This window comes from Mycobacteriales bacterium, assembly GCA_035533475.1.
Taxonomy (GTDB): domain Bacteria; phylum Actinomycetota; class Actinomycetes; order DATLTS01; family DATLTS01; genus DATLTS01.
In genome coordinates this window covers 1-20,023 of sequence record DATLTS010000039.1, presented here as the reverse complement: position 1 = coordinate 20,023, position 20,023 = coordinate 1, and the positions used below count along the sequence as shown (strand labels likewise).

17 protein-coding genes are annotated in these 20,023 nt (G+C 70.9%); 8 read left to right on the top strand and 9 right to left on the bottom strand.

The annotated features are described in order from the left end of the window. The first annotated feature begins 438 nt into the window (after nt 1-438). The gene (locus VNG13_08445) at nt 439-960 is read left to right on the top strand and encodes a DinB family protein (GenBank protein ID HVA60551.1); all 522 of its coding nucleotides are present in this window, start codon (nt 439-441) and stop codon (nt 958-960) included. A 131-nt stretch (nt 961-1,091) separates the two neighbouring features. Here VNG13_08445 and VNG13_08440 read toward each other — a convergent pair whose 3' ends face one another. Continuing rightward, nucleotides 1,092-1,232 carry a hypothetical protein gene (locus VNG13_08440; GenBank protein ID HVA60550.1) on the bottom strand — a complete coding sequence of 47 codons (141 nt, stop codon included), beginning with the start codon at nt 1,230-1,232 and terminating at the stop codon, nt 1,092-1,094. Between the two features lie 408 nt (nt 1,233-1,640). Between VNG13_08440 and VNG13_08435 the strand changes: the two genes are divergently transcribed. Beyond that, on the top strand, nt 1,641-2,384 hold the full coding sequence (locus VNG13_08435; protein HVA60549.1) for a DinB family protein: 744 nt from the start codon (nt 1,641-1,643) through the stop codon (nt 2,382-2,384). Nucleotides 2,385-2,450: 66 nt separating this feature from the next. Here VNG13_08435 and VNG13_08430 read toward each other — a convergent pair whose 3' ends face one another. Beyond that, nucleotides 2,451-4,034, bottom strand: coding sequence for a hypothetical protein (locus tag VNG13_08430; GenBank protein HVA60548.1), 1,584 nt, complete (start codon nt 4,032-4,034; stop codon nt 2,451-2,453). 301 nt (nt 4,035-4,335) lie between these two features. Here VNG13_08430 and VNG13_08425 point away from each other — a divergent pair, with 301 nt between their 5' ends. The 6 genes from VNG13_08425 to VNG13_08400 all read left to right on the top strand — a co-directional run bounded on the left by VNG13_08425 (nt 4,336) and on the right by VNG13_08400 (nt 16,798). Then, nucleotides 4,336-7,269, top strand: coding sequence for a hypothetical protein (locus tag VNG13_08425; GenBank protein ID HVA60547.1), 2,934 nt, complete (start codon nt 4,336-4,338; stop codon nt 7,267-7,269). A 148-nt stretch (nt 7,270-7,417) separates the two neighbouring features. Next, complete coding sequence (locus VNG13_08420) at nt 7,418-8,854, top strand: hypothetical protein (protein ID HVA60546.1); 1,437 nt, start codon at nt 7,418-7,420, stop codon at nt 8,852-8,854. Between the two features lie 70 nt (nt 8,855-8,924). Further along, on the top strand, nt 8,925-10,694 hold the full coding sequence (locus VNG13_08415; GenBank protein ID HVA60545.1) for an exosortase/archaeosortase family protein: 1,770 nt from the start codon (nt 8,925-8,927) through the stop codon (nt 10,692-10,694). Nucleotides 10,695-10,700: 6 nt separating this feature from the next. After that, nucleotides 10,701-12,218 carry a glycosyltransferase gene (locus VNG13_08410; GenBank protein ID HVA60544.1) on the top strand — a complete coding sequence of 506 codons (1,518 nt, stop codon included), beginning with the start codon at nt 10,701-10,703 and terminating at the stop codon, nt 12,216-12,218. Continuing rightward, complete coding sequence (locus tag VNG13_08405; protein ID HVA60543.1) at nt 12,215-13,990, top strand: hypothetical protein; 1,776 nt, start codon at nt 12,215-12,217, stop codon at nt 13,988-13,990. Before VNG13_08410 ends, VNG13_08405 begins: the two co-directional genes overlap by 4 nt. A gap of 72 nt (nt 13,991-14,062) precedes the next feature. Next, complete coding sequence (locus tag VNG13_08400; GenBank protein HVA60542.1) at nt 14,063-16,798, top strand: S53 family peptidase; 2,736 nt, start codon at nt 14,063-14,065, stop codon at nt 16,796-16,798. A gap of 60 nt (nt 16,799-16,858) precedes the next feature. On the opposite strand, the gene VNG13_08395 is transcribed toward VNG13_08400, so the two are convergent. The 7 genes from VNG13_08395 to VNG13_08365 all read right to left on the bottom strand — a co-directional run. Next, nucleotides 16,859-17,239, bottom strand: a complete 381-nt coding sequence (locus VNG13_08395) for a hypothetical protein (GenBank protein ID HVA60541.1) — start codon at nt 17,237-17,239, stop codon at nt 16,859-16,861. A gap of 2 nt (nt 17,240-17,241) precedes the next feature. After that, on the bottom strand, nt 17,242-17,496 hold the full coding sequence (locus tag VNG13_08390; GenBank protein HVA60540.1) for a hypothetical protein: 255 nt from the start codon (nt 17,494-17,496) through the stop codon (nt 17,242-17,244). Between the two features lie 122 nt (nt 17,497-17,618). Beyond that, complete coding sequence (locus VNG13_08385; protein ID HVA60539.1) at nt 17,619-17,936, bottom strand: hypothetical protein; 318 nt, start codon at nt 17,934-17,936, stop codon at nt 17,619-17,621. 111 nt (nt 17,937-18,047) lie between these two features. Next, nucleotides 18,048-18,617, bottom strand: coding sequence for a methyltransferase domain-containing protein (locus VNG13_08380; protein HVA60538.1), 570 nt, complete (start codon nt 18,615-18,617; stop codon nt 18,048-18,050). Nucleotides 18,618-18,735: 118 nt separating this feature from the next. Further along, complete coding sequence (locus VNG13_08375; protein ID HVA60537.1) at nt 18,736-19,071, bottom strand: HepT-like ribonuclease domain-containing protein; 336 nt, start codon at nt 19,069-19,071, stop codon at nt 18,736-18,738. Then, a complete protein-coding gene (locus VNG13_08370; GenBank protein ID HVA60536.1) occupies nt 19,068-19,586 on the bottom strand; it encodes a helix-turn-helix domain-containing protein in 519 nt (172 codons plus the stop codon). Before VNG13_08370 ends, VNG13_08375 begins: the two co-directional genes overlap by 4 nt. Nucleotides 19,587-19,694: 108 nt before the next feature. Next, nucleotides 19,695-20,023 (bottom strand): hypothetical protein (locus VNG13_08365; GenBank protein HVA60535.1); only part of this gene is annotated, 329 nt, incomplete at its 5' end.

Here is a 20,023-nt window from a genome sequence, read left to right as displayed (position 1 = left end):
CAGCCGCACCCCGCACCCCGCACCCCGCACCCCGCACCCCGCACCCCGCACCCCGCACCCCGCACCCCGCACCCCGCACCCCGCACCCCGCACCCCGCACCCCGCACCCCGCACCCCGCACCCCGCACCCCGCACCCGATCATGATCGATCATTCCCTCCGGGCTGCCAAGCCAGGTTCACGGCGGCGCCGGGGAGCGCATCGTCAGCGGCATCGCCGGGCCGTGCGCCGCCCAACCCCAACGACGGCATCGAGCGGCTCGAGTGACCTGGCAGAGCGAAGCGAGGCCCACCCACCGTGATTCCTTAATCAACGAGGCCGGCCCACTCTGCGGACAGCGTGATCCGCCCGCGATCCGGGTTCGGGTCCGAGACGCCTAGGTCTGTCGGGTCGGAATTGAACTTGCGAATCGCCGCGCGCGCCGCTCATGCTTGGGCGCATGACTTGGACCGCGCCGCAGACCGTCCGCCGCGACCCACCGCCCGTCGCGGGTGAACGAGAGATGCTCGAAGGGTGGCTGGATTTTCACCGCGACACGCTGCTTGGCAAATGCAGCGGGCTTGATGCCGATCAGCTTCGGCAACGCGCGGTCGACCCGTCGAACCTGTCGCTGCTCGGGCTGGTCCGCCACATGGCGGAGGTGGAACGCGGATGGTTTCGCCGCCGCGTGGCCGGACAGGATGTCGATTTCCTCTACTCCAGCGAAGCGGACCCCGACGGCGAGTTCGACCACGTCGAGGAGGCCGACGCTGAACACGACCTCGCCACGTTCAAACGGGAGATCGAGCTTGCCCGCGAGGCTGCGAGTGGCCGGGACCTGGACGAGGTCTTCGTCCACACCCAGCGCAAGGTGGAGATGAACGTGCGCTGGGTGTATGTCCACATGATCGAGGAGTACGCCAGGCACAACGGGCACGCGGATCTGCTACGGGAACGACTCGACGGCGCGACGGGCTACTGACCAGCCTGTACGGCCGGCCGCAGCAAGTTGCCGGCTAACCGCTGACTCGCCTCCAGCCAGCTGGGGCCGGCTCGCCAGGGCGTCCGGCGCCCAGCGCAACGAGCCAGACCTCTCCGCGACGCGGGGCACTGTCAGTCGAGGCCATCTTCGAGGGTGGCCCCCCATTCCCGGAGCTCGGTCTGCGCGGCGGGATTCTCCGCGTCGATGCGGCTGGCCTCGCGCTCGGACCGCCAGATGGCTTCGCGTCGATGGGTGCTCGTCCGGCTGGCCATTCACCGATTATTGCGCCTGAGTGTGGCGCCGTGTCATGTCGACAAGACGTTCGCAACGGGCGACGGTTCCGTTCTGCGCAGCCGTGCGTCGACCTGGCAGCGGCGGGGCTGCGGACAGTGGTTGTCCCACGACCGCGCGGATGGATCGTCGCCGCCCTCGTCCGCTGCGGCTCAGCCAGCGGTCGGCGCGAACCTTCACGCGCGCCAACTCGACTTCGTCACGGTCCACCGCGCCCGCGGTGTGTGAACCTTTGTGCGGGTCGAATTGCGATCAGCATGCGCCCTCCTTCGGAAACGGTGGAGCCACAGCGGGCTCCTGATAGGAACCGGTGCTCGCCTCTTTCGGCCACGCGCTATCAGGCATCTGTCATGCTCTCCACGTCGGGGAAGCTGCCATGGGGGTGACGTGTGGGATACGAGAAGGGCCCGTCGTTGGCGGGTGCTCGCATCGAGGACGCCGAGTTCTCTGACGCCCGCCTACACGCTCCGAACTTCGAGGGCGCGAAGATCACGGACGGCTGGTTCTCCGGCGCCGACATCTCAGGAGATCTCGAAGGGCTCCGGTTGAACGGCGTCGAAGTGGCCCCATTGGTGATGGCCGAGTTGGAACGGCGGTTCCCCGAGCGGGCGAGGTTGCGGGCGACGGATCCGGACGGCTTGGCCGAGGCGTGGGCCATGATCGAGGGCATTTGGCAGGTAACGGTCGCTCGTGCCCGAGCGCTGCCACCGCGGTTGCTCTTCGACCGAGTAGACGACGAGTGGAGCTTCGTCGAAACGCTCCGCCACCTCGTCCTCGCCACCGACTGCTGGCTGCGGCGCATGGTCAAGGGAAACGACCGCCCGTACCACCCATGGGGGTTGGCCGGCTCCTGGCTCACGGATCCCTCCAGTTGGGGGATAGATCCCGCCGCCAATCCGTCACTGGACGAGGTCCTCGCCGTGCGCCGAGACCGAATGGATGAAGTGCAGCAGGCCATCGCGGCCGTCACACCAGAGGAGCTCGACCGTGTCTGCCTCCCCCCGGGAGCTCCGGGTCACCCGGCGGGACCGCACACGGTTCAGAAATGCCTTCACGTGATCCTCAACGAGGAGTGGGAACACCACCAGTACGCCGTCCGAGACCTTGCGTCGCTCGAAACCCGGCCCGTTTGACACGACCTCGACGCGGCCGCCCTCTCCGCAGCCCAGGCCGAGCTCGGGGCGGACAGGCGTGCGGAATCACCGAGGCTGTAGCCGGCGGGACTTCCTCTCCGAGCGCACGAACACCACACCGACGATCAGCGCGCCGGCCAGGACGAGGAGCACGGTGACGGGCGCCTCCGGCAGGCTCGCCGGGACGGTGGTCAGGTTCGTGAAGTACAGGTTCGCGCCGTTCGTGACATCGCCGGCGGTGTAGATGATGTTCGGCTGGCCCGAGGCGTCGGTGACGGTGAAGAAGTCCAGCAGGCTCCGGTCGGAGCAGGAGGCACCGCCGCCGGTCTGGATGCAGCCGTTGTGCATGTCGGCAACGGCGACTTCCGGCGCGGAGACGCTCGGCGTCGCCGTGTCCGCCGCGGTGACCCGGGCGTAGTAGACGTTCCAGGTGGCGGTCGAAGGGACCTGGTTTGGGTCACCGGTGCTCGAGGTGCCGTACCAGGCCGCGTCGATGACCCCGGGCGAAACCACATGCATGGTCGGGAACGTCGTGGTCCCGCCCGAACCGCCGGTGCCGTCCTCGGCGGAGAGCAGCACCGGCGTGCTGAACGTCGCCCCGCCGTCTTTGCTGTAGGCGTAGTACTCCTGGACGCCGCCGGCGCCGGCGGTGCTCGAGGCGAACGCGGCTGCGTGTGCCCACATCACGTAGACCGTGCCGTTTGGGTCGACCGTGATCGGCGCGAAGTTCCACTCGTCCTGGAAGGCCGACCCGCTGGACGCGTCGTTGATCGCGGTGTACGTCCAGGTTCCGCTGGGCGTGGTGCCGGCGAGGTCCGGGTCGTCGTAGGCGACCCGCAGACCGTTGGCGTCGCTGAACGACACGTACACGCGGCCGCGGTGGGTGCCGTTGCTGTTGTCCACTGTCACCCCACCCGGCGGGCAGACGCACTGCCGCACGCTCGCGGAAGGAGTCGCGCCACCGGAGACGGCGGACTCGGGGATCACCACGTTGTCCGAGACCGACTGGATGCCGAGGGCGGGGCTCACCAGCGGGCCGGTGTTGGCGATGTGCAGGCCGTTGAAGCCGTCGTAGACGCCGAAGAGCTCGCCGCCGTTGGCGATGGTGCCGTCGTAGGCCAGCCACGGCCGGTCGTCGCCCGGCTGCAGCTGCTGCCCGTACGGGTCGCCCGCGGTGAACGAGCCGCCGTGGTCCTCGGAGACACTCAGGCAGGAATTCCCGAGCCAAAGGTCGGTCTGGTAGACGTTGTCGCTGGCGTCCACCGCGAGGTCGGTGTCGCCGCCGGACAGTCCGGTGCACTCCTGCGAACGGACCGGCCCCGACCAGGTCGCGCCGGCGTCGGTCGACGTGTAGAGCGGGCTGCCGCCGGCGGTCTGAACGTTGCCGACGCCCTGCGGGGCGGTGACGAACAGCCGCGGCACCCCGGCGTTGCCGGCACCGTCGTCCGCGATCAGCGTCGGCTCCCCGAGGCCACCGGAGCTGGGCAGCTGGACCGGGCAGGTGAACCCGTTCTGCGCAAGGTTCGTCTCCGGCGAGCCCGGGCTGCAGCTCGAGCCCAGCGCATGCGCCGACGGCGCAGCACCCAATGTCAACGAAAAGCCGACCAAGCCGGTCAGCGCGAGCAGTCGGGACCCGACCCCTGCGCGCATGTCTTACCTCCCCAGCCGCCGACGACCGGCGGATACCCGCCGTTCGTCGCGGACGGCTGGACGAGGAATACGCCGCGGGGCCGGCGACTCCTGCCGGGAGCCCGCAACGCGTTGGGTAGGTGGGTACCAGCGGGTAGCGAAACCGGTAGCTGCACCGGCTCGGGCCTGACCCCGAGGTCTGAACTACCCGCTGATGCGGCCGGCCCCGCGTGAACCTCCCTTGACGCGAACCCCAGCCGCCGGTGTACTCCCGCTGCGGCCCACAGGGCCATCGGGGATCCGGGACATCAGGGGTTTGATCATGCACGCACGCCGGCGCAACGTCGCGCTGTTCGGAACGATCTCGCTGCTCGCCATGCTCGCGCTCGCCTTGCCGGCCGAAGCCGCGCCCACACCCCGGAAGGTGGCCGCCAGTTCGCCGATCTCGGTGACCTCGAACGGCTCGTCCGCCAGTTACAGCGCCACCCTCGGGCCGTTCGAGCCGGACCCGAACGGGCCGCCGGCGCCGGTCTGCGGCGGCGACAGCGCGGGCTGCGACCAGCAGCCGGTCACGCTGAACGGTGGCGGCTTCACCACCCCGACGTACACGTTCACGCTCGCGGTGACGCCCCAGTACACCCCGAGCGATCCGACCAGCGCCAACTGCCTGGACATCGCGATCGAAGGACCCACCGGCAACGTGCTCGCCTCGCACACCTGCCTCGCCTCCGGCACGACGGTCGCCGCGACCAACCTCGCCCCCGGCGCGACATACACCATCGAAACCGACGCGGACAACGCCACCGCCCTGCCGAGCACGGCGCAGAGCTTCACGTCCACGGTGGCGGCCACCGCGACCGTGCTCCCGATCAGTTCGCAGTCGAGCACCGCGTCGGCGGACCTGCCCACGTTCAGCCACGAAGTGACCGTGGACCCGCAGCACGCGGACGGCGAGCCGGACCTGGCGATCTCCAGCGACGGACAGGACATGTACTCCGGCGCCCCCTACGGGTTCAGCACCACGGTCAGCCTGATGTGGAAGAGCTCCGACGGCGGCGTGCAGTGGAAGAACCTGCACGGCTCCACGATCGGCGAGGCGTGCCCCAACCCGGCGGCCGCGGTGCTGCGGCCGGACTGCTCACGCGGTGGCGGTGACGCGGAAGTCCAGCTCAGCACGCCCGGGGTGGCCGGCGGCCCGCAGCGGGTGCAGTTCGAGGACCTCAACGGCCTCGACACGATCTCCTGCTCCTACTCCGACAACGGCGGGGACACCTTCAACGACCTGGGCAGCGGCAACGTGTCCGGCCAGGCGTGCAACATGACGACCAGCGGCAACACCGCCGCGGTCACCAACCCGCCGGGCACCGACCGGCAGTGGTTGGCGGTCTGGCCCAAGGCCGATCAGCCGACGGGGGCCAGCGCTGATCAGCTGTACATGGTCTACGACACCGGCGAGACCCCGCCCGGCGGCGACGCCGCGCTGACCTCGCCGGACAACGGCGCAACCTGGAGCACGGCCTGCACGACGACCACCGGCTCGAGTTGCATCGGCGGCTCGAGCGCGGTGGGCTCCCGGCCCGGGCCGCTCGTCATCAACCCCACGCTGGTGAACACCATCGGCGGCAAGAGCTACCCCACGCTGTACGAGTTCATGGGCACGAACAGCAACGGGACCGAGGTGAACATCTCCTGCGACGGCGGCCACACCTGGTCGAACATCCCCACCTCGAGCAAGCTCGTCGGCAGCACGACCAACGACTTCGTCGCCGGCGCGATCGACGCGAACGGCGAGGTGTACACGGTCTTCTCGGTCGCCAACGACCCGAACCCGTGGCGGCTGTGGTTCGCGCACTCCACCGACACCGCCGGGACCAGGCTCGGCAACTGCTCGGTGCCGGTCCCGGGTGGCACCTGGAGCCCCGCGACCCCGCTCAACGGCCCGGCCTCGAGCGGGGACGGCGTCGGCGCCACCCCGATCCCCGGGGTGAACTACGCGGTCATGCCGTGGATCGCCGCCGGCGCCGGCGGCCGGGTGGACGTCGTCTACTACGGCACCACCGCCGGGTTGCCGTACTCACCGGACACCACCCCGGCGCTGTGGTACCTGCACATGGCCCAGTCCCTCGACGGTGGGACCACCTGGACCGACACGCAGGCCTCCGAGACGCCGATGCACAAGGAGTCGATCTGCTTCAGCGGGATCGGCTGCACGGCGCAAACCCCGCCCGGCGGTGACCGCAACCTGTTGGATTTCTTCCAGGTGAGGATGGACCCGACCGGCCGGGCGGTCATCCAGTACGTCGACGACAACAACAGCGCCGCCTGCGCCGCCAGCTGCACCCAGGGCGCCGGCCTGATCTCCAACGTCCAGCAGGCGACCGGTCCGAGCCTGCGGGGCGGTGACGTGCCGGCGCCGACCAGCGGGCTGAGTCAGTCCCTCGACGTCCGCCAGGTCGGCACCAGCGCGGCCAGCTGCACCGGGCCGCCCTGCGCGGTCGTGACCAACCCGGCCGGGAACGCGATCGTGGCCACGGCCGGACACAACCTGACGGGCACCCCGGACCCGGCGGCCGACATCACCCAGCTGCAGGCACTGACCGACCCGAACAACACCGGCGTGCTCAAGTTCCTGTTCACGGTCAAGGACCTCAGCGGCGGGCCGGGCAGTGCGGTCATCGCCCCCCACACCGGGGCGAACTGGTTGGTCACCTGGCACTGGAACAACGACCTCTGGTACGCCCAGGCGACCAGCGACCCCACGGGGGGGATGTCCTACTCGGCGGGGCGGCCGCTGTCGATCTACAACGACGGGGAGCCGAAAGCCCTCGAGTACACGACCGCGGCCAACAGCGAGGCCACGGCGGTCACCGGCACGGTCGACACGGCGAACAACACGATCGAGATCGACGTCCCGGTCGCGGACGTCGGCGGCGTGGGGACGGGCAGCGACACCACCAACCACATCCTGTACGGGCTCACCGGCTGGACCGGCAACGCGGACGCTGCCCTGCCGGGCACGGTCTGCAGCGCCAGCTCGACCACGACCAACGCGGCCACCTGCGACGGCTCGATCGGGTTCTTCGACAACGTCGACCAGACCGCGCCGATCGACCTCAGCGTGGTGGCGCTTCAGCTGGGAATCACCCCCGAGGCGCCGATGGTGGCGCTGCTCGCCGGGCTCGGTCTGCTCACGCTGATCGGCGCGGGCTACTACACGAACCGGCGGCGGACCCGCGCCGGCGCGCACCTGGCGTAGCCCCCGGGGCCACCCCCGAAGGAAATAGCGGACCCCGGCGCCATCTGGCGCGGGGTCCGCTGCCGTTCGGGCTACCGAGCGCTGGTCCGCCCGGGTCAAGCACCCGCGCCGGCCTGCCGAAACCCCGGTAGCGGGCAAGCTGCGCCCGGTGGGCCGATCGACCGGGGAGATTGCCGTGCACTGGACGTCTCGGTCGACGCGCCTGCCACGTCGGCAGGCCCTGGGCGGCCTGCTCAGCGCTGCCGTGGCCGTCGTCGGCTTGGCGGGCACCGGACCGACGACCATTTCGACGCATCGGCCCGCGGGACCGCCCTGGAGCGGCCGACCGGCAGCCTCCGCCACGAGCGTGCGCCACGCCGCCGCCTCGAGCCCCCGGCGGCCGGCGGCGGCGGCCGGGAACGTCAGGTTCCGCCTGCCCCCCCGGCTCGGCCGCAGCGTAGCGCCGGCCCGGCTCGGGCCGGGCAGCCGCGGCCCCGCCGTCGTGACCAGCGCGGCCGGCGGGCCGCCCCGGCCCGCGTCGGGGTTGCGCCGCAGCGGGCGAACCCTCCTGCTCGACGGACGGCCCTACCGGTTCACCGGAGTGAATGCCTACGAGCTCGCGACCGCGCCGGCGCTCAACACCTGGTGCGGGGCCGCCGTTACCGACGGCCAGCTCGCCGACCTCTTCCGCTCGCTGCCGCCGCACAGCATGGTCCGGTTGGACGCATACCAGTACCTCGCGATCGACCAGCACACCGGGCAGTTCGACTTCAGCGGGCTGGACCGGGTGTTCAGCGACGCCGCGGCGGCCGGGCAGCTGTTGGACGTGGTGCTCTCCAGCCAGGCCGGGGTCTGCGACGACGACCACTGGCACGACGCCGCCTGGTACGCCGGCGGCTACCGGAGCACGGTCTGGACCGACGGCGGACGTAACCGGGAGCCCTTCGACGCGTTCCTCGAGCAGGTGGTCACCCGCTACCGCTCCTCCCCGGCGGTCGGCATGTGGGAGCCGGTGAGCGAGCCGGACGCGTCGGCATGCACGAACCACCCAACCTACGGCTACCAGTGCCAGACCGCGCCCTGCACGACGCGTGTGGAGTCCTCCGACGCCCGCCTCATGCGCGGCTTCTTCGACGCGGTCGGCGGGCAGATCCACACGCTCGACCCCGGCTCGCTGGTCGCCGCCGGGTTCGTCGGGACCGACAACCAGTGCGGCACCGAATTCGCGGACTACCGCTACGTCGGGGCGAGCCCGGGGCTGGACGTGCTCACCTACCACGACTACGGCGACAACACGACCACCGTGCCCGCGACGCTGCGCCAGGACATCGGCTACGCGGGCCAGGATCAAAGGCCGATCATCGTCGAGGAGGCAGGGATGCTCGCGGGGCCAACCGCGGGCACCGCCTGCGCGATGACGCTCGGGACCCGAGCGAACCGGTTGGCCGCGAAAGCGGCAGCCGGCTACGCGGTCGGCTTGTCCGGGTACCTGGCGTGGAACTGGGTACCGGCCGCACCCTCGGGTTGCGATCAGGGCATGGGTCCGGGAGACCCGGCCCTCGCTGCCCTGGCCGGAGCCCTCGCCCGGTCCTCCGCCCCGGTGTAACGGTCGGCCGCGGCAGGGAGGATTACCCCCGCCGACGACGAAACCCTCAGCCGAGGCAGGGGGTCGACCAATGGCGGTCGCGCAGGGAACCGGGGCGCCGGACGGCGTCGCCGGGTCGACGGGCTGGCTGGCCGGGCCGCTCGGAGGTGTCGCGGCCGCGGCCCGCGCGCTCGGCGGGTTCGTCGCCAGCTCCCCCTGGGGCCGGCTGGCCGCGCTGGTCTGTGCCGTCGGGCTCGCCTACCACTACTCGCTGATGACGCTGCTGCGCACGTTGGGGCTCGACACCCCCCTCGCCTACCTCGGCCTGATCCCGATGATCGCCCTGGCCGTCGCGGCACTGCGGAGCCATCCCGACGAGGGCGAACCGCAGATCCACGACCGCCAGGTCGACTTCATCATCGGGCTGCCGCTGCTGTTCGCGGCCGTGGGGATCGTGCTGTTCATGCCGGATCGAATGTCGACGCTGTTCTGGTACTACCGGGTCGACCTGCTCTCGCTGCCACTGTTCACCGCCGGCGCGATCGCCCTGTTCTTCGGTGTGCGCACACTCTGGCGGTGCCGGCTAGCGGTCCTCCTGCTGGCCTTCGCCTGGCCGCTGCCCTACACCTGGGCACTCAACCGCGGTCTCGACCGCTTCACCGGGCTCACGCTCGGAGTGTTGCACGCGCTCGTCCAGCACGTGCCGGTCGCGCAGGCGCTCGCCGGCGGTGACGGTTCGGAGTTCCTGGTCGGGCACGGCCGCAGCGCGTTCGAGGTCAGCGTCGCGTCGGCCTGCGCAGGCGTCGACTCGTTCCTGGGCTTCTTCCTGATCGGCGCCACCTGCCTGGGCTTCCTCCAGGGCGGCCGGCTGCGCAAGCTCGGCTGGCTGGTCAGCGGGCTGGTCCTCGTCTACGCGCTGAACATCGGCCGGATCATGCTGATCTTCTGGGCTGGCTCGGCGCTGGGCGAGCATTTCGCGATGGACGGGCTGCACCCGTTCATCGGGCTCGCGCTGTTCTGCCTCGGCGTGCTCCTGATGGTGCTGCTGCTGCCGCGTTACGGGCTGCGGTTGCGGCCGATCTCGATCAAGCGGCATCCCCGGCGGCAGAGCGCACCGCCGTGGCTGGCGACCTCCGGGCTGCGCACCGCCGGCGCGATCCTCGCGGTCACGGCGGTCGTGCTCGGTGTGGCGAACGCCGGACTGTCCCGGTACACGCTGGTCGCGAGCGATCTCGGCGCGCCCCGGCTCACCGCGTTCGAGACCGACCCGGCGCAGGTGCCGGGCTGGACGGTGGACGCCGTCGGTACCTTCACCTGGACCGCGCGCTTCTTCGGCACCGGCTCGAGCTGGATCCGCTACCAGTACCTGCCGCGCACCTCGGACGAGCCGACCTCGGTGATCGCCGACGTGGTGACCACCGCCGACCTCGGCTCGTTCAACGCCTACGGGATCCAGGCCTGCTACAACTTCCACGGCTTCGGGGTGTCCGCCCCGGACAGCCGCACCCTGGGCGGTGGGGTGGAGGGCACCCTGCTCACCTTCCGTGACCCCAACCTGCCGGAAGACTGGATGAGCCTGTCCTGGGTGTGGCCGGTGCGCACCCCGCACGGCACCCGTTACGAGCGGATCGTCCTGCTGGCGCCGGTGCAGGGCGCCTACCTGGCCGGGAACGGCTCGGCGACCGTCCGGTCCACCGGGTCGTCGCCCACGACGGGGGTCAGCTCCGCGACCCGAGCCGCCGCCCGCGACTTCCTCGTCCACTTCGCCCGTGCCGTCGTGCAGGCCCGGGCGGCCGGCTCGGCCACCGGTGCCGCCGGGTCCTCCGGCGGCACCGTCACGTCCGCGCTCGGCGTTCGTTAGCGACACGTGACGGCGCAGACGACGGCGGCCCGGGCCCCCCGCCCGCGGACGCCCGGACGATCGACGCCACCGCTGCGGCTCACCGTCCGACGGCCGGAGGAGGTGACCCGGGAGGCGGTCCGCGGGCTGGCCGACGGCCGGCCCGAGCTGTCCGCGGAGCACACCTTGACCCGAACGCAGGGCCGCGGCCTGGTCGCTACCGGGATCGGCCTCGTCGTGGTGCTGACGATCTTTCCAGTGCTCACCCTGCAGTGCCTGATGGGCCTCGCCACCGCGATGTACTTCGCGTCGCTCGGCTACCGGCTCGCGGCCATCCGCCGCGGCATGCGGGAGAACACGATGGTGAGCGTCTCCGACGAGGTGGCGCTCGCGGCCGCCCCGGCAAGGCTGCCGCGGTACACGGTCCTGGTGCCGGCCTACCACGAAGCCGAGGTGATCAAGGATCTGCTCGCCAGCATCGCCTCGCTCGACTACCCGCCGAACAAGCTCCAGGTCCTCGTGCTGGTCGAGCCGGAGGACAAGGCGACGCTCGCGGCGGTCCGAGCCGCCGAGCCGCCGCGGTACGTGCGGGTGATGGTCGTCCCCCAGTCGCAGCCGCGCACGAAGCCAAAGGCCTGCAACGTGGGGTTGGCGTTCGCGACCGGCGAACTCATCACGATCTTCGACGCCGAGGACCGCCCCGAGCCGCTTCAGCTGCGCCGGGCCGCGGTGGCGTTGGAGAACCTCCCCGCGCACGTGGTGTGCTTGCAGTCCCGGCTCGGCTATTACAACGGCAAGCAGAACCTGATCACCCGCTGGTTCACCGGTGAGTACGCGACCTGGTTCGGCCACCTGCTCCCCGGGGTCGTGAGCCTGGGTGCCCCCCTTCCGCTCGGCGGCACGTCGAACCACATGCGGGTGGACGTGCTGCGGGAGCTAGGCGGGTGGGATCCGTTCAACGTCACCGAAGACGCCGACCTGGGGATCCGGCTGCACCGATCGGGCTACCGGACCATGGTGCTGGACTCGCTCACGCTCGAGGAGGCCAACTCCGACTTCGTGAACTGGGCGAAGCAGCGCAGCCGTTGGTACAAGGGCTACCTGCAGACCTGGCTCGTGCACATGCGCCACCCCGGCACCGTCCGCCGACAGATCGGCTGGCGCGGCCTGCTCGGCCTGAACCTGTTCGTCGCCGGCACGCCGCTGCTCGCGTTGATCAACCCGATCTTCTGGTTCATGGTCCTGCTCTTCTTCGTCGGCCGGGTCCACGGCGTGGCCACCCTGTTCCCCGCGCCGGTCTACTACCCGGCGATGATCTGCTGGCTCTTCGGGAACACCGCCGTCGTCTACTTCGGGGTGCTGAGCCTTCGAGCGATCGGCCGGCAGGACCTGGTCCCGGCCGCGATCGTCATCCCGCTGTACTGGGTCATGATGTCGATCGCCGCCGCCAAGGCCGCGCTGCAGCTCGCGCTGACCCCCTCGTTCTGGGAGAAGACCACGCACGGGCTGCTGCATACCGCGCGGCGCCCGGAGTCTGGGACATGACCCTCCTCGCCGACCCGATCGCGCCCGAGGTCGGGCTCCCGAGCGTCCTGCGGGTGCCCCGCCGGCGGCCGTTGCACCGCCGGTTGGCCCGGGTCCTGCGCCCCACCGAAGGCCGGCTGGTGTTCCTGCTCGCGGTGGCGGGCTACGTAGCGACCGCGGTCGCCCTGACGTTCCACTACGGCCTGATCTCAGTCGACGGGATCAGCCGGACGGCGAACGCCGCCTACGTCGTCGACAGCCGATTCCCGCACCTCGCGGCCATCGGGTTCGTGTGGAACCCGCTGCCGTCACTCGTTCAGGTGCCGTTCGTGCCGCTGGGGACGCTCTGGCCGGCACTGTTGGGCACCGGCTTCCTCGGCGACCTGCAGAGCGCGGCGTTCATGGCCGGCAGCGTCGCGCTGGTCTGCCTGATCCTGCGGGACTGGGGCTGCTCCCGCCCGGTGCGCTACCTGCTCACCGCGCTCTACGCGCTGCACCCGCTCGTCATCTACTACGGCGCCGACGGGATGAGCGAGGCGGCACTGCTGTTCTGCGTGCTGCTCGCGACCCGCTACCTCGCCCGGTGGCTGCGGCTCGGGCGGGACAGCGACCTGGTCCGGCTCGGCCTCGCGCTCGCCCTCGGTTACACCGCGCGCTACGAGACGCTCGCCACCGGCGCCGCCGCGGTCGCCGCGGTCGTCATCGTCGCCGCCAGGCGCTCGACGGTGCGGGGCGCGCGTGGGCGGCTGCGCAGCGCGAGCGTCGACGGCTTCCTCGCCGGCGCACCGTTCGTCTTCGCGGTCGCGCTGTGGGCGGTCACCAGCAAGATCATCGTCAAGGCATGGTTCCCGACCTTCTCCTCTAGCTACGGCAACAGTCAGCAGGTCAGCGGCGGCATCACGGCCATCCGGCGGGTCACCGGTCTCGGCACCCCCCGGGAGTGGGGATACCTCGCCCACCAGCTATTCGCGCTCGAGCCGCTCGCGCTGATCGCGATCACCGGCGCGCTGGCCCTCGCCGTGGTCCGCCGGGACAACCGGGTGATCGCGCCGCTGGCGGCGCTCGGCGCCCTGCTGCTGTTCGACGTCCTCGCCTTCTCGACCGGGCACACCTACGGCTGGCTGCGGTTCTACATCGCCGAGATCCCGCTGACCGTGCTGCTCGCCGGGTCGGTCGCCGGGCACCACCTCGCGGCGCTGAGGAATCCGCCCCGCAACCTGCTCGCGCGCTGGCTGCTCGCGACCAGCCGGGTGGCGCTGAACGTGGTACTCGCCACGGTGGCCGTCGTCATCGCGGCGCCCGGCCTCGTCACCGGCTACGCCGTCATGACCAATCCCACGCTCGGCCGCGAGGAAGCCGGTGAGCTCACCGCGGTGCTGGCACCGGTCAGGGCGACCCCGCAGGACCGGCAGTCCATGATCCGCTTCACGGTCGAGCGGCGGATCGCGCAGGACATCGCCGCCCTGCACCTGCGGCACGGCGCCGTCCTGACCGACTCCGGCAACGCCTTCGCGGTGCTCGCCAACGCACCCGACATGCGGACCTACGTCATCACCTCCGACTACGACTTCCAGCCGGCGGTGGCCGACCCACCGCGCTTCCACGTCGAATACCTGCTCGTGCCCTCCTCGACGTTCTTCGACGCGGTCGAAGCCGCCTACCCGACGCTGTACGCGGACGGCGGTGGCTTCGCCACCCTCGTGCGCTTCTGGAGGGGCACCTTCTGGACCCCCGACTGGAAGCTGTACAAGATCACCGACCCGGCGGTGCTCAGCGGGGTGGCCGCCGGCTGACGCCGGGCGCAAAATCGTTGTCCCTCTCCGGCAGGAACTGGGCCGGAACCCGGCGAACAGGCCGGAGACGACGTGGCTCGCATCGTGGCGACCGCGCCCAGGGAGGGAACCCCGATGTTCCGTGCTCGCCACCTGTCGACCCTGACCGCCCTGGCCGGGGTGGTCCTGCTGACCGGGCTCGCGGGCGCCCCCGGGCTGGCCGCCGCCGCGTCGCCGTCGGCCGCCGGCCAGCCAACGCAGGTGCTGAGCACCGACGTGCTGCCGGGCCTTTCCGGGCTGGGCTCGACGCCGACCCCGGCGAACACGCCGGTCGAAGTCGGCATCACGCTCGCGAACCCGAACGCGGCTGCCCAGAACGCGCTGTGGACCGAGATCTACACGAAGGGCAGCCCGGAATACCACCACTTCCTCACCCCCGCCCAGGTGGCGCAGGACTTCGGCGGCCCGGCCGCGACGTTCGCCCCGCTGCTGTCCTGGGCGACCCGCGACGGGTTGCGTCCGGCCTACCTGGCCAACACCCGTGAGTACCTGATGCTGCAGGGAACGGTCGGGCAGGCCGAGCGGACGTTCAGCGTCTCGATCCGGACGTTCACCCGCAAGGGCAGCACGTTCTTCGCGAACAGCAACGGACCGACGGTCCCGGCCGGGCTGGACGTCGCCGGCGTGATCGGGCTGAACAACCTGCTCCGCTCGCACACGTTCAACCACCGGCCGCCGAGCAGCGCGCCGCACGGCCCCACCCCCAGCCAGGGGATCTGTGCCGGCTCGGAGTGCGTCGGGCTGACCACCCCCCAGGACCTGTGGTCGATCTACGGCCAGCCGACGAACCTGTCCGACGCGACCCAGGACTTCGGCCAGGGCCAGCAGATGGGTGTGCTCGGCGAAGGCGCGGTGTCCAGCGTGGTGACCGACCTGCGCGCCTTCGAGAAGGAGTTCTCGCTGCCGCAGATCCCGATCACGATCCACTCGGTCGGCGACGACTTCCAGGACACCTCCGGCAGCGGGGAATGGGACATCGACAGCCAGGCCACCACCGGCATGGCGCCCAAGGCGTTCGGCGAGACCTGGTACTTCGCCAAGGACCTCACCGACGCGTCCGTGCTCGGCGACATCCAGGCCTTCCAGGGGGACACCAGCGGCCCGATGCAGGCGAACGCCTCCTTCGGCGAGTGTGAGGAGGACCCGACCAGCCCGGTGACCCAGGGCGGCGCCGGGACCGGCCTCGGCGGCCTGGCCGGGACCGCGGGCGTGGAGTTCACCACCGAGTCGAACAACGCGCTGCAGCAGGCCAACCTCGAGGGCAAGACGCTCTTCGCCTCCACCGGCGACACCGGCTCGTCCTGCCCGGTCGTGTTCGCGGCGGTGATCGGCGCGGGCAACGGGGTGGCGAACCAGGGCTACCCGGAGACCAACTACCCGGCCTCGAGCCCGTACGTGACCGCGGTCGGCGGCACCGTGCTCTACGGCACGCAGAACACCGCGACCCCCCCGGCGTCGAACTCCACCCGCGCGCAGGAGACCTCCTGGACGTTCACCGGCGGCGGCAACACCTTCTACATCCCGGAGCCGGCCTACCAGAAGGGCATCACCCTGCTGGACACCCAGGACTGCGTGAGCCAGCCGAACGGCACGCCGTACGCGAGCCCGACGCCCTGCCGCGGCATCCCGGACGTGGCCGCCCAGTCCGGGGACGTCGCCTCCAACGGCTACGCGGTCACGATGGGTGGCACCGCCGACTCCCAAGGGGCCGGCACCAGCCTCTCCTCGCCGCTGTGGGTCGGGATGTGGACCCGGATCCAGGCAGCGGCGAAGACGCAGACCAACGGCATGAACACCCTCGGCTTCGCCAACCCGGTGCTGTACACGATCGGTCAGAACCCGACGCAGGACGCGGCGGACTTCTTCGACCTCGGCGGCGGCGCCTCCAGCCCACCGACCTCGGACGGCTACTACACGAACCTGCCGCGCAGCCCCGCCGACCCGCCCGGCTGGGACTACCTGTCCGGGCTGGGCTCGCCGAACGTCACCGCGCTCGGCAAGGACGCGACCGGCAACACCTCGTTCACCCCGACGAACACGACGGCCGCACCCGCGGCACAGGACTGCGGTCAGCCCGGGCTGAATCCGTGCTCCACCGGCGGGACCGGCGCGACCTGCTCGGTGACCAGCGGCCTGTGGACGAACCCCCCGCACACCGCGAGCGACACCTTCGGCAACAGCGACCCGCAGCTCTCGCTGCTCGCCGGCGCGATGAGCGTCACCGCGGACAACAGCGAGCTGCGGGCGTTCCTCACCGTCACGAACCTGCAGGAGTCCGTGCCCACCGGCGCGGGGGCCGCGCAGTGGTACGCGCTGTGGACCTATGGCGCCACGACCTACTTCGCCGACGCCACGCTGTCCGCCGTACCGGGCTCCACCCCCACGTACGGGGACGGGACGGTCACCACGACGGGGGGCGCGCACCAGTTCAACCAGTCGGCGAACACCAACGACACCGGGCACTTCACGCTCGGCCCGAACGGCGTCGTGGAGATCGACGTCCCGCTGGCCAACATCGGCAACCCGCCGCTCGGCAGCGTGCTGTCCCTGCCGTCGGGCGAGACCTACATCGAGGTCGGCTCGTCGCAGGTCGGCGGGGCGCTGGAGAAGGTCGACAGCGGCGGACCGGTCTGCGACTACACGCTCGGCGGCGTCCCCTCGGCCATCGCCCCGGAGGCGCCGGTGGCCGTGCTGGTCCCGGTCGCCGGGCTGGCCGTCGTCGGCGGGCTGCTCCTGGTCCGTCGTCGTCGCGCGCACCGGGCCGGCTGACCACAGCGCAAACCGTACGGCCCCGGCCGCCATGTGGCGGCCGCTGGTCGTGGCAGGCGTTCAGCAGCGGATGATCTCGGCAGTCGTGCCCTGGCTGCGGAGCAGGTGCCCCAGATCGTCGACGTCGCTGGTGAGCATGACGTCACCGTCCCGCGTAAGCGTGCAGACGTGTGCGTCGACGACGTCGTCGCGCCGGGCCCGCGCACACAGCGCACCGACGCCTCGAGACCCGGCTCGGTCCAGGGGACGCTCGTCGACGCCGGTGAGAAGACGGGCCAGTCGAGCCTGCCGCGGCCCTCCGCCGCGCCATGCTTGGCCGACGCATCCCGAGGAACTGACCACCCGCTCGCGACGGCGTCGGGCGGCTTCGATCAGCGCCGCGACCTGCCGGTTCCCGCGGTCGAAGGCGATCAGGGCCCCGGAGTCGAGCACCAGTCCCATCGCTAGACCGCGCCGGAGCGGCGGCGTTTGGCCGCCCGCTCGAGCGTGCGCTCGGCGTCCGCCAGCTCGCTGTCGGTCAGCGGGCCGTAGGTCTTCTCCCAGTCCCGGACAGCCTCACCCAACGCCTCGCTGCGCAGCCGGTCGGCCGCCGCTTCGGCCAGCCAGGAGGACACACTCTGCGAACGCTGTTCGGCTGATAGCCGGATCGCCCGCCCCAGCTCGAGGTCGAACGAGACGCTCATCTTCTCCACGCCCATAGGTGATCCTACCACGAGAGCACCTACCAGGGTAGGATCAAGACGACCGTAGCAACAGCGGCCCCGGCACCGAATCAACCGCGGTCCCGAGAACCAACCGCACGGTCATGCCGCGCCGAGGCTCAGATTGGAACCAGAGTCAGGCGACTGTCGAGATGCCGTAGATCGTCGGGGTCCGAGGTGACGATCGCGTGTTGGCGCAGCCGGGCACAAGTCACAGCGGAGGCGTCGACAACATCGCTTGCGTCACTTTGGGCACAAAGGCCGCCTACTGCCAGCGCCTCGTCGCGATCGAGGGGGGCCGCCTCGACGGTCTCGTCGGCCAATAGCAGATGTAGACGGTGCTGTCGAGAATCGGCTCGCCAGACTTGGGCGAGTACCCCAGCGGGGATCGCGATGTCGATGCCCCGGAGTACGGCGCGATCCAGGAGGGCGATCACCCTTCGGTCACCTCGCTCCGCTGCGATCAATGCACCGGTTAAGGACGGTGGTCCATGCCGTCGCCACGTGCGGCCGCGCCGCAGGGGCGGGGACGGGGGCATGCGCTTCGCTCAGGGCGCGGAGGCGGTCGCGAAGACGCGCCGGAGCGAGTCGAACGCCTCGAGGGAGCGTCGACCCTCAGCCTGCAGGGCCTGCACAGCCGCATCCGAATCAGCCCAGGCGGCGACGACCGCCTCCCACATCGCCCGCTCGGCCTGCCGCCACTCCGGCATGTCGGATACCTGAATATCAACGAAACCCACCGCCGGCAGGTCCCGGCGCAGGTTCACGCACCGAAGGCGCGGGAGGACCCGTTCGTCCAATGGGTCGCACGCCTCCCAGCAGGTCACCGCGAGACGGCCCCCGCAAGCCAGCACCCGACGGAACTCGCTCAGCGCGGCCAGCGGCGGATCGGCGAACTGCACGGCGTCCACGCACATCAGCCCGTCCGCGACGCCCGCCGGCACGCCCGTCGCGATCAGTGTTCCGAGTCGAAACTCACCACGACCGGCGGGCAGGAGCCGGACGGCGCTCGACCTGGCCTGTTCGAGGGCAACTCCGGAGAAGTCCACCCCCAGCCGTCGCGCGCTTCGAAAGCGGGAGCACCTTTCCCACCCTGCCGGTCCTCGAACGACTGGCACACGCCCTCGAGGTCGACCTGGTCGTCCAGCTGAACCCTCGCCCGCAGGTCGCCTGAACGCCCAGAACGCCGGTGACGGAGCGCATGAGCAGGCGGCAGGTGAAGCTCGCGATTGCGCGCTATTCCTCTCCCACTCGCTCGGCGAGTCGCTGGACGGCGCGTTCAAGTTCAGCGAGGTCGTGGGTGATGGTGCCCGACACGATGGCGTGGGAGGTGTCGAAGTATCGGTGCGCGAGCTGATCCCGCATCCCGGTGATGTGCGACCAGGGGATAGCCGGTTCGGAGGCGAGCAGCGTCTCGTCCAGCCCCTTGACGGCCTCGCCGATCTCGATCAACCGGACCCTGACGGCGTCGAAGACCAAACCGTCGGAGAGCTCCCCGCGGTCCAGGTGGGTGCGGATCACGGCGATCGCGGCGGCGATGTCGGACGGCCGCTGGGCTGGGTAGCGGCTCACAGCGAGATCAGTTCCGCTAGCACGCGGGGACGCACCCCAGCTTTGAGATCCGGCTCCGGCACCAGGTCCACCGCCGCGCCGAGCAGCCCCTGACACCGTTCGGCTAGCCGGCCAAGTTGAAGCAGACTGATCTCGGCGGGCAACTCGACCAGCAGGTCGATATCGCTGTCTGGGCGTTCCTCGCCGCGGGCGACACTGCCGAACACGCCGAGCACCCGGACCCCCTCGGTCGCCGCGATTCGCTTCAGCTGAGCCCGGTGCCGGCGCAGCCGACGACCCAGCGGGCCGGATATGGCGCTGCCGGGCTGGTCGGACCGGCGCAGCCGCACGTCCAGGCGGTAGCCGGCGGCCGCGACCAGCGCGGCCAAGGTGGGCAGCGCCGGTTGCCGTCGCCCCGACTCGTACACGCTGATCACGCTCTGGGTCAGTCCCGCCCGAGCAGCCAGCTCCGATTGGGAGAGGCCGGCCTTCTTCCGGGCGGTGCGCACCAGCTGTCCCGCAGACTCTTCCAGCACAGCTCCAAGTATAGCGGATCGTACATGGCCCAGCCAGTCGCCAAAGCGGTCGAGAGAGCCGGCTCCCGGAACGCTCGGCATCGCCGGTTTCGCCGCGTCGCTCGCATGTCAACCCGAGGCTGTCGGCAGCTGGTGGATCAAGACGATCTCGATCGTGTTCTTGTCCGCGCCACGCTGCCAGAAGATGTACCAGTCCTCGATGCGGGCTGGGGTGGCACTGACCCCGCCCAGTTCGTCGGTGCGGAAGGCGGTTGTCCCGAGGCGCGGGTTGAACGGGTCCTCGGTCAGACGGTCGAGGCTGCGATTGATGGCTTGCAGAACCGGGGCTGCCTCCGGGGTCGCCTCCAGCCGGGCAAGCGCGTCGTAAGCGGTCGCTCTAGGTATCTTCAGAGCGTGACGCCCAAGGAGATCGTCGTCGACGAGCGCGGCCGGACCAG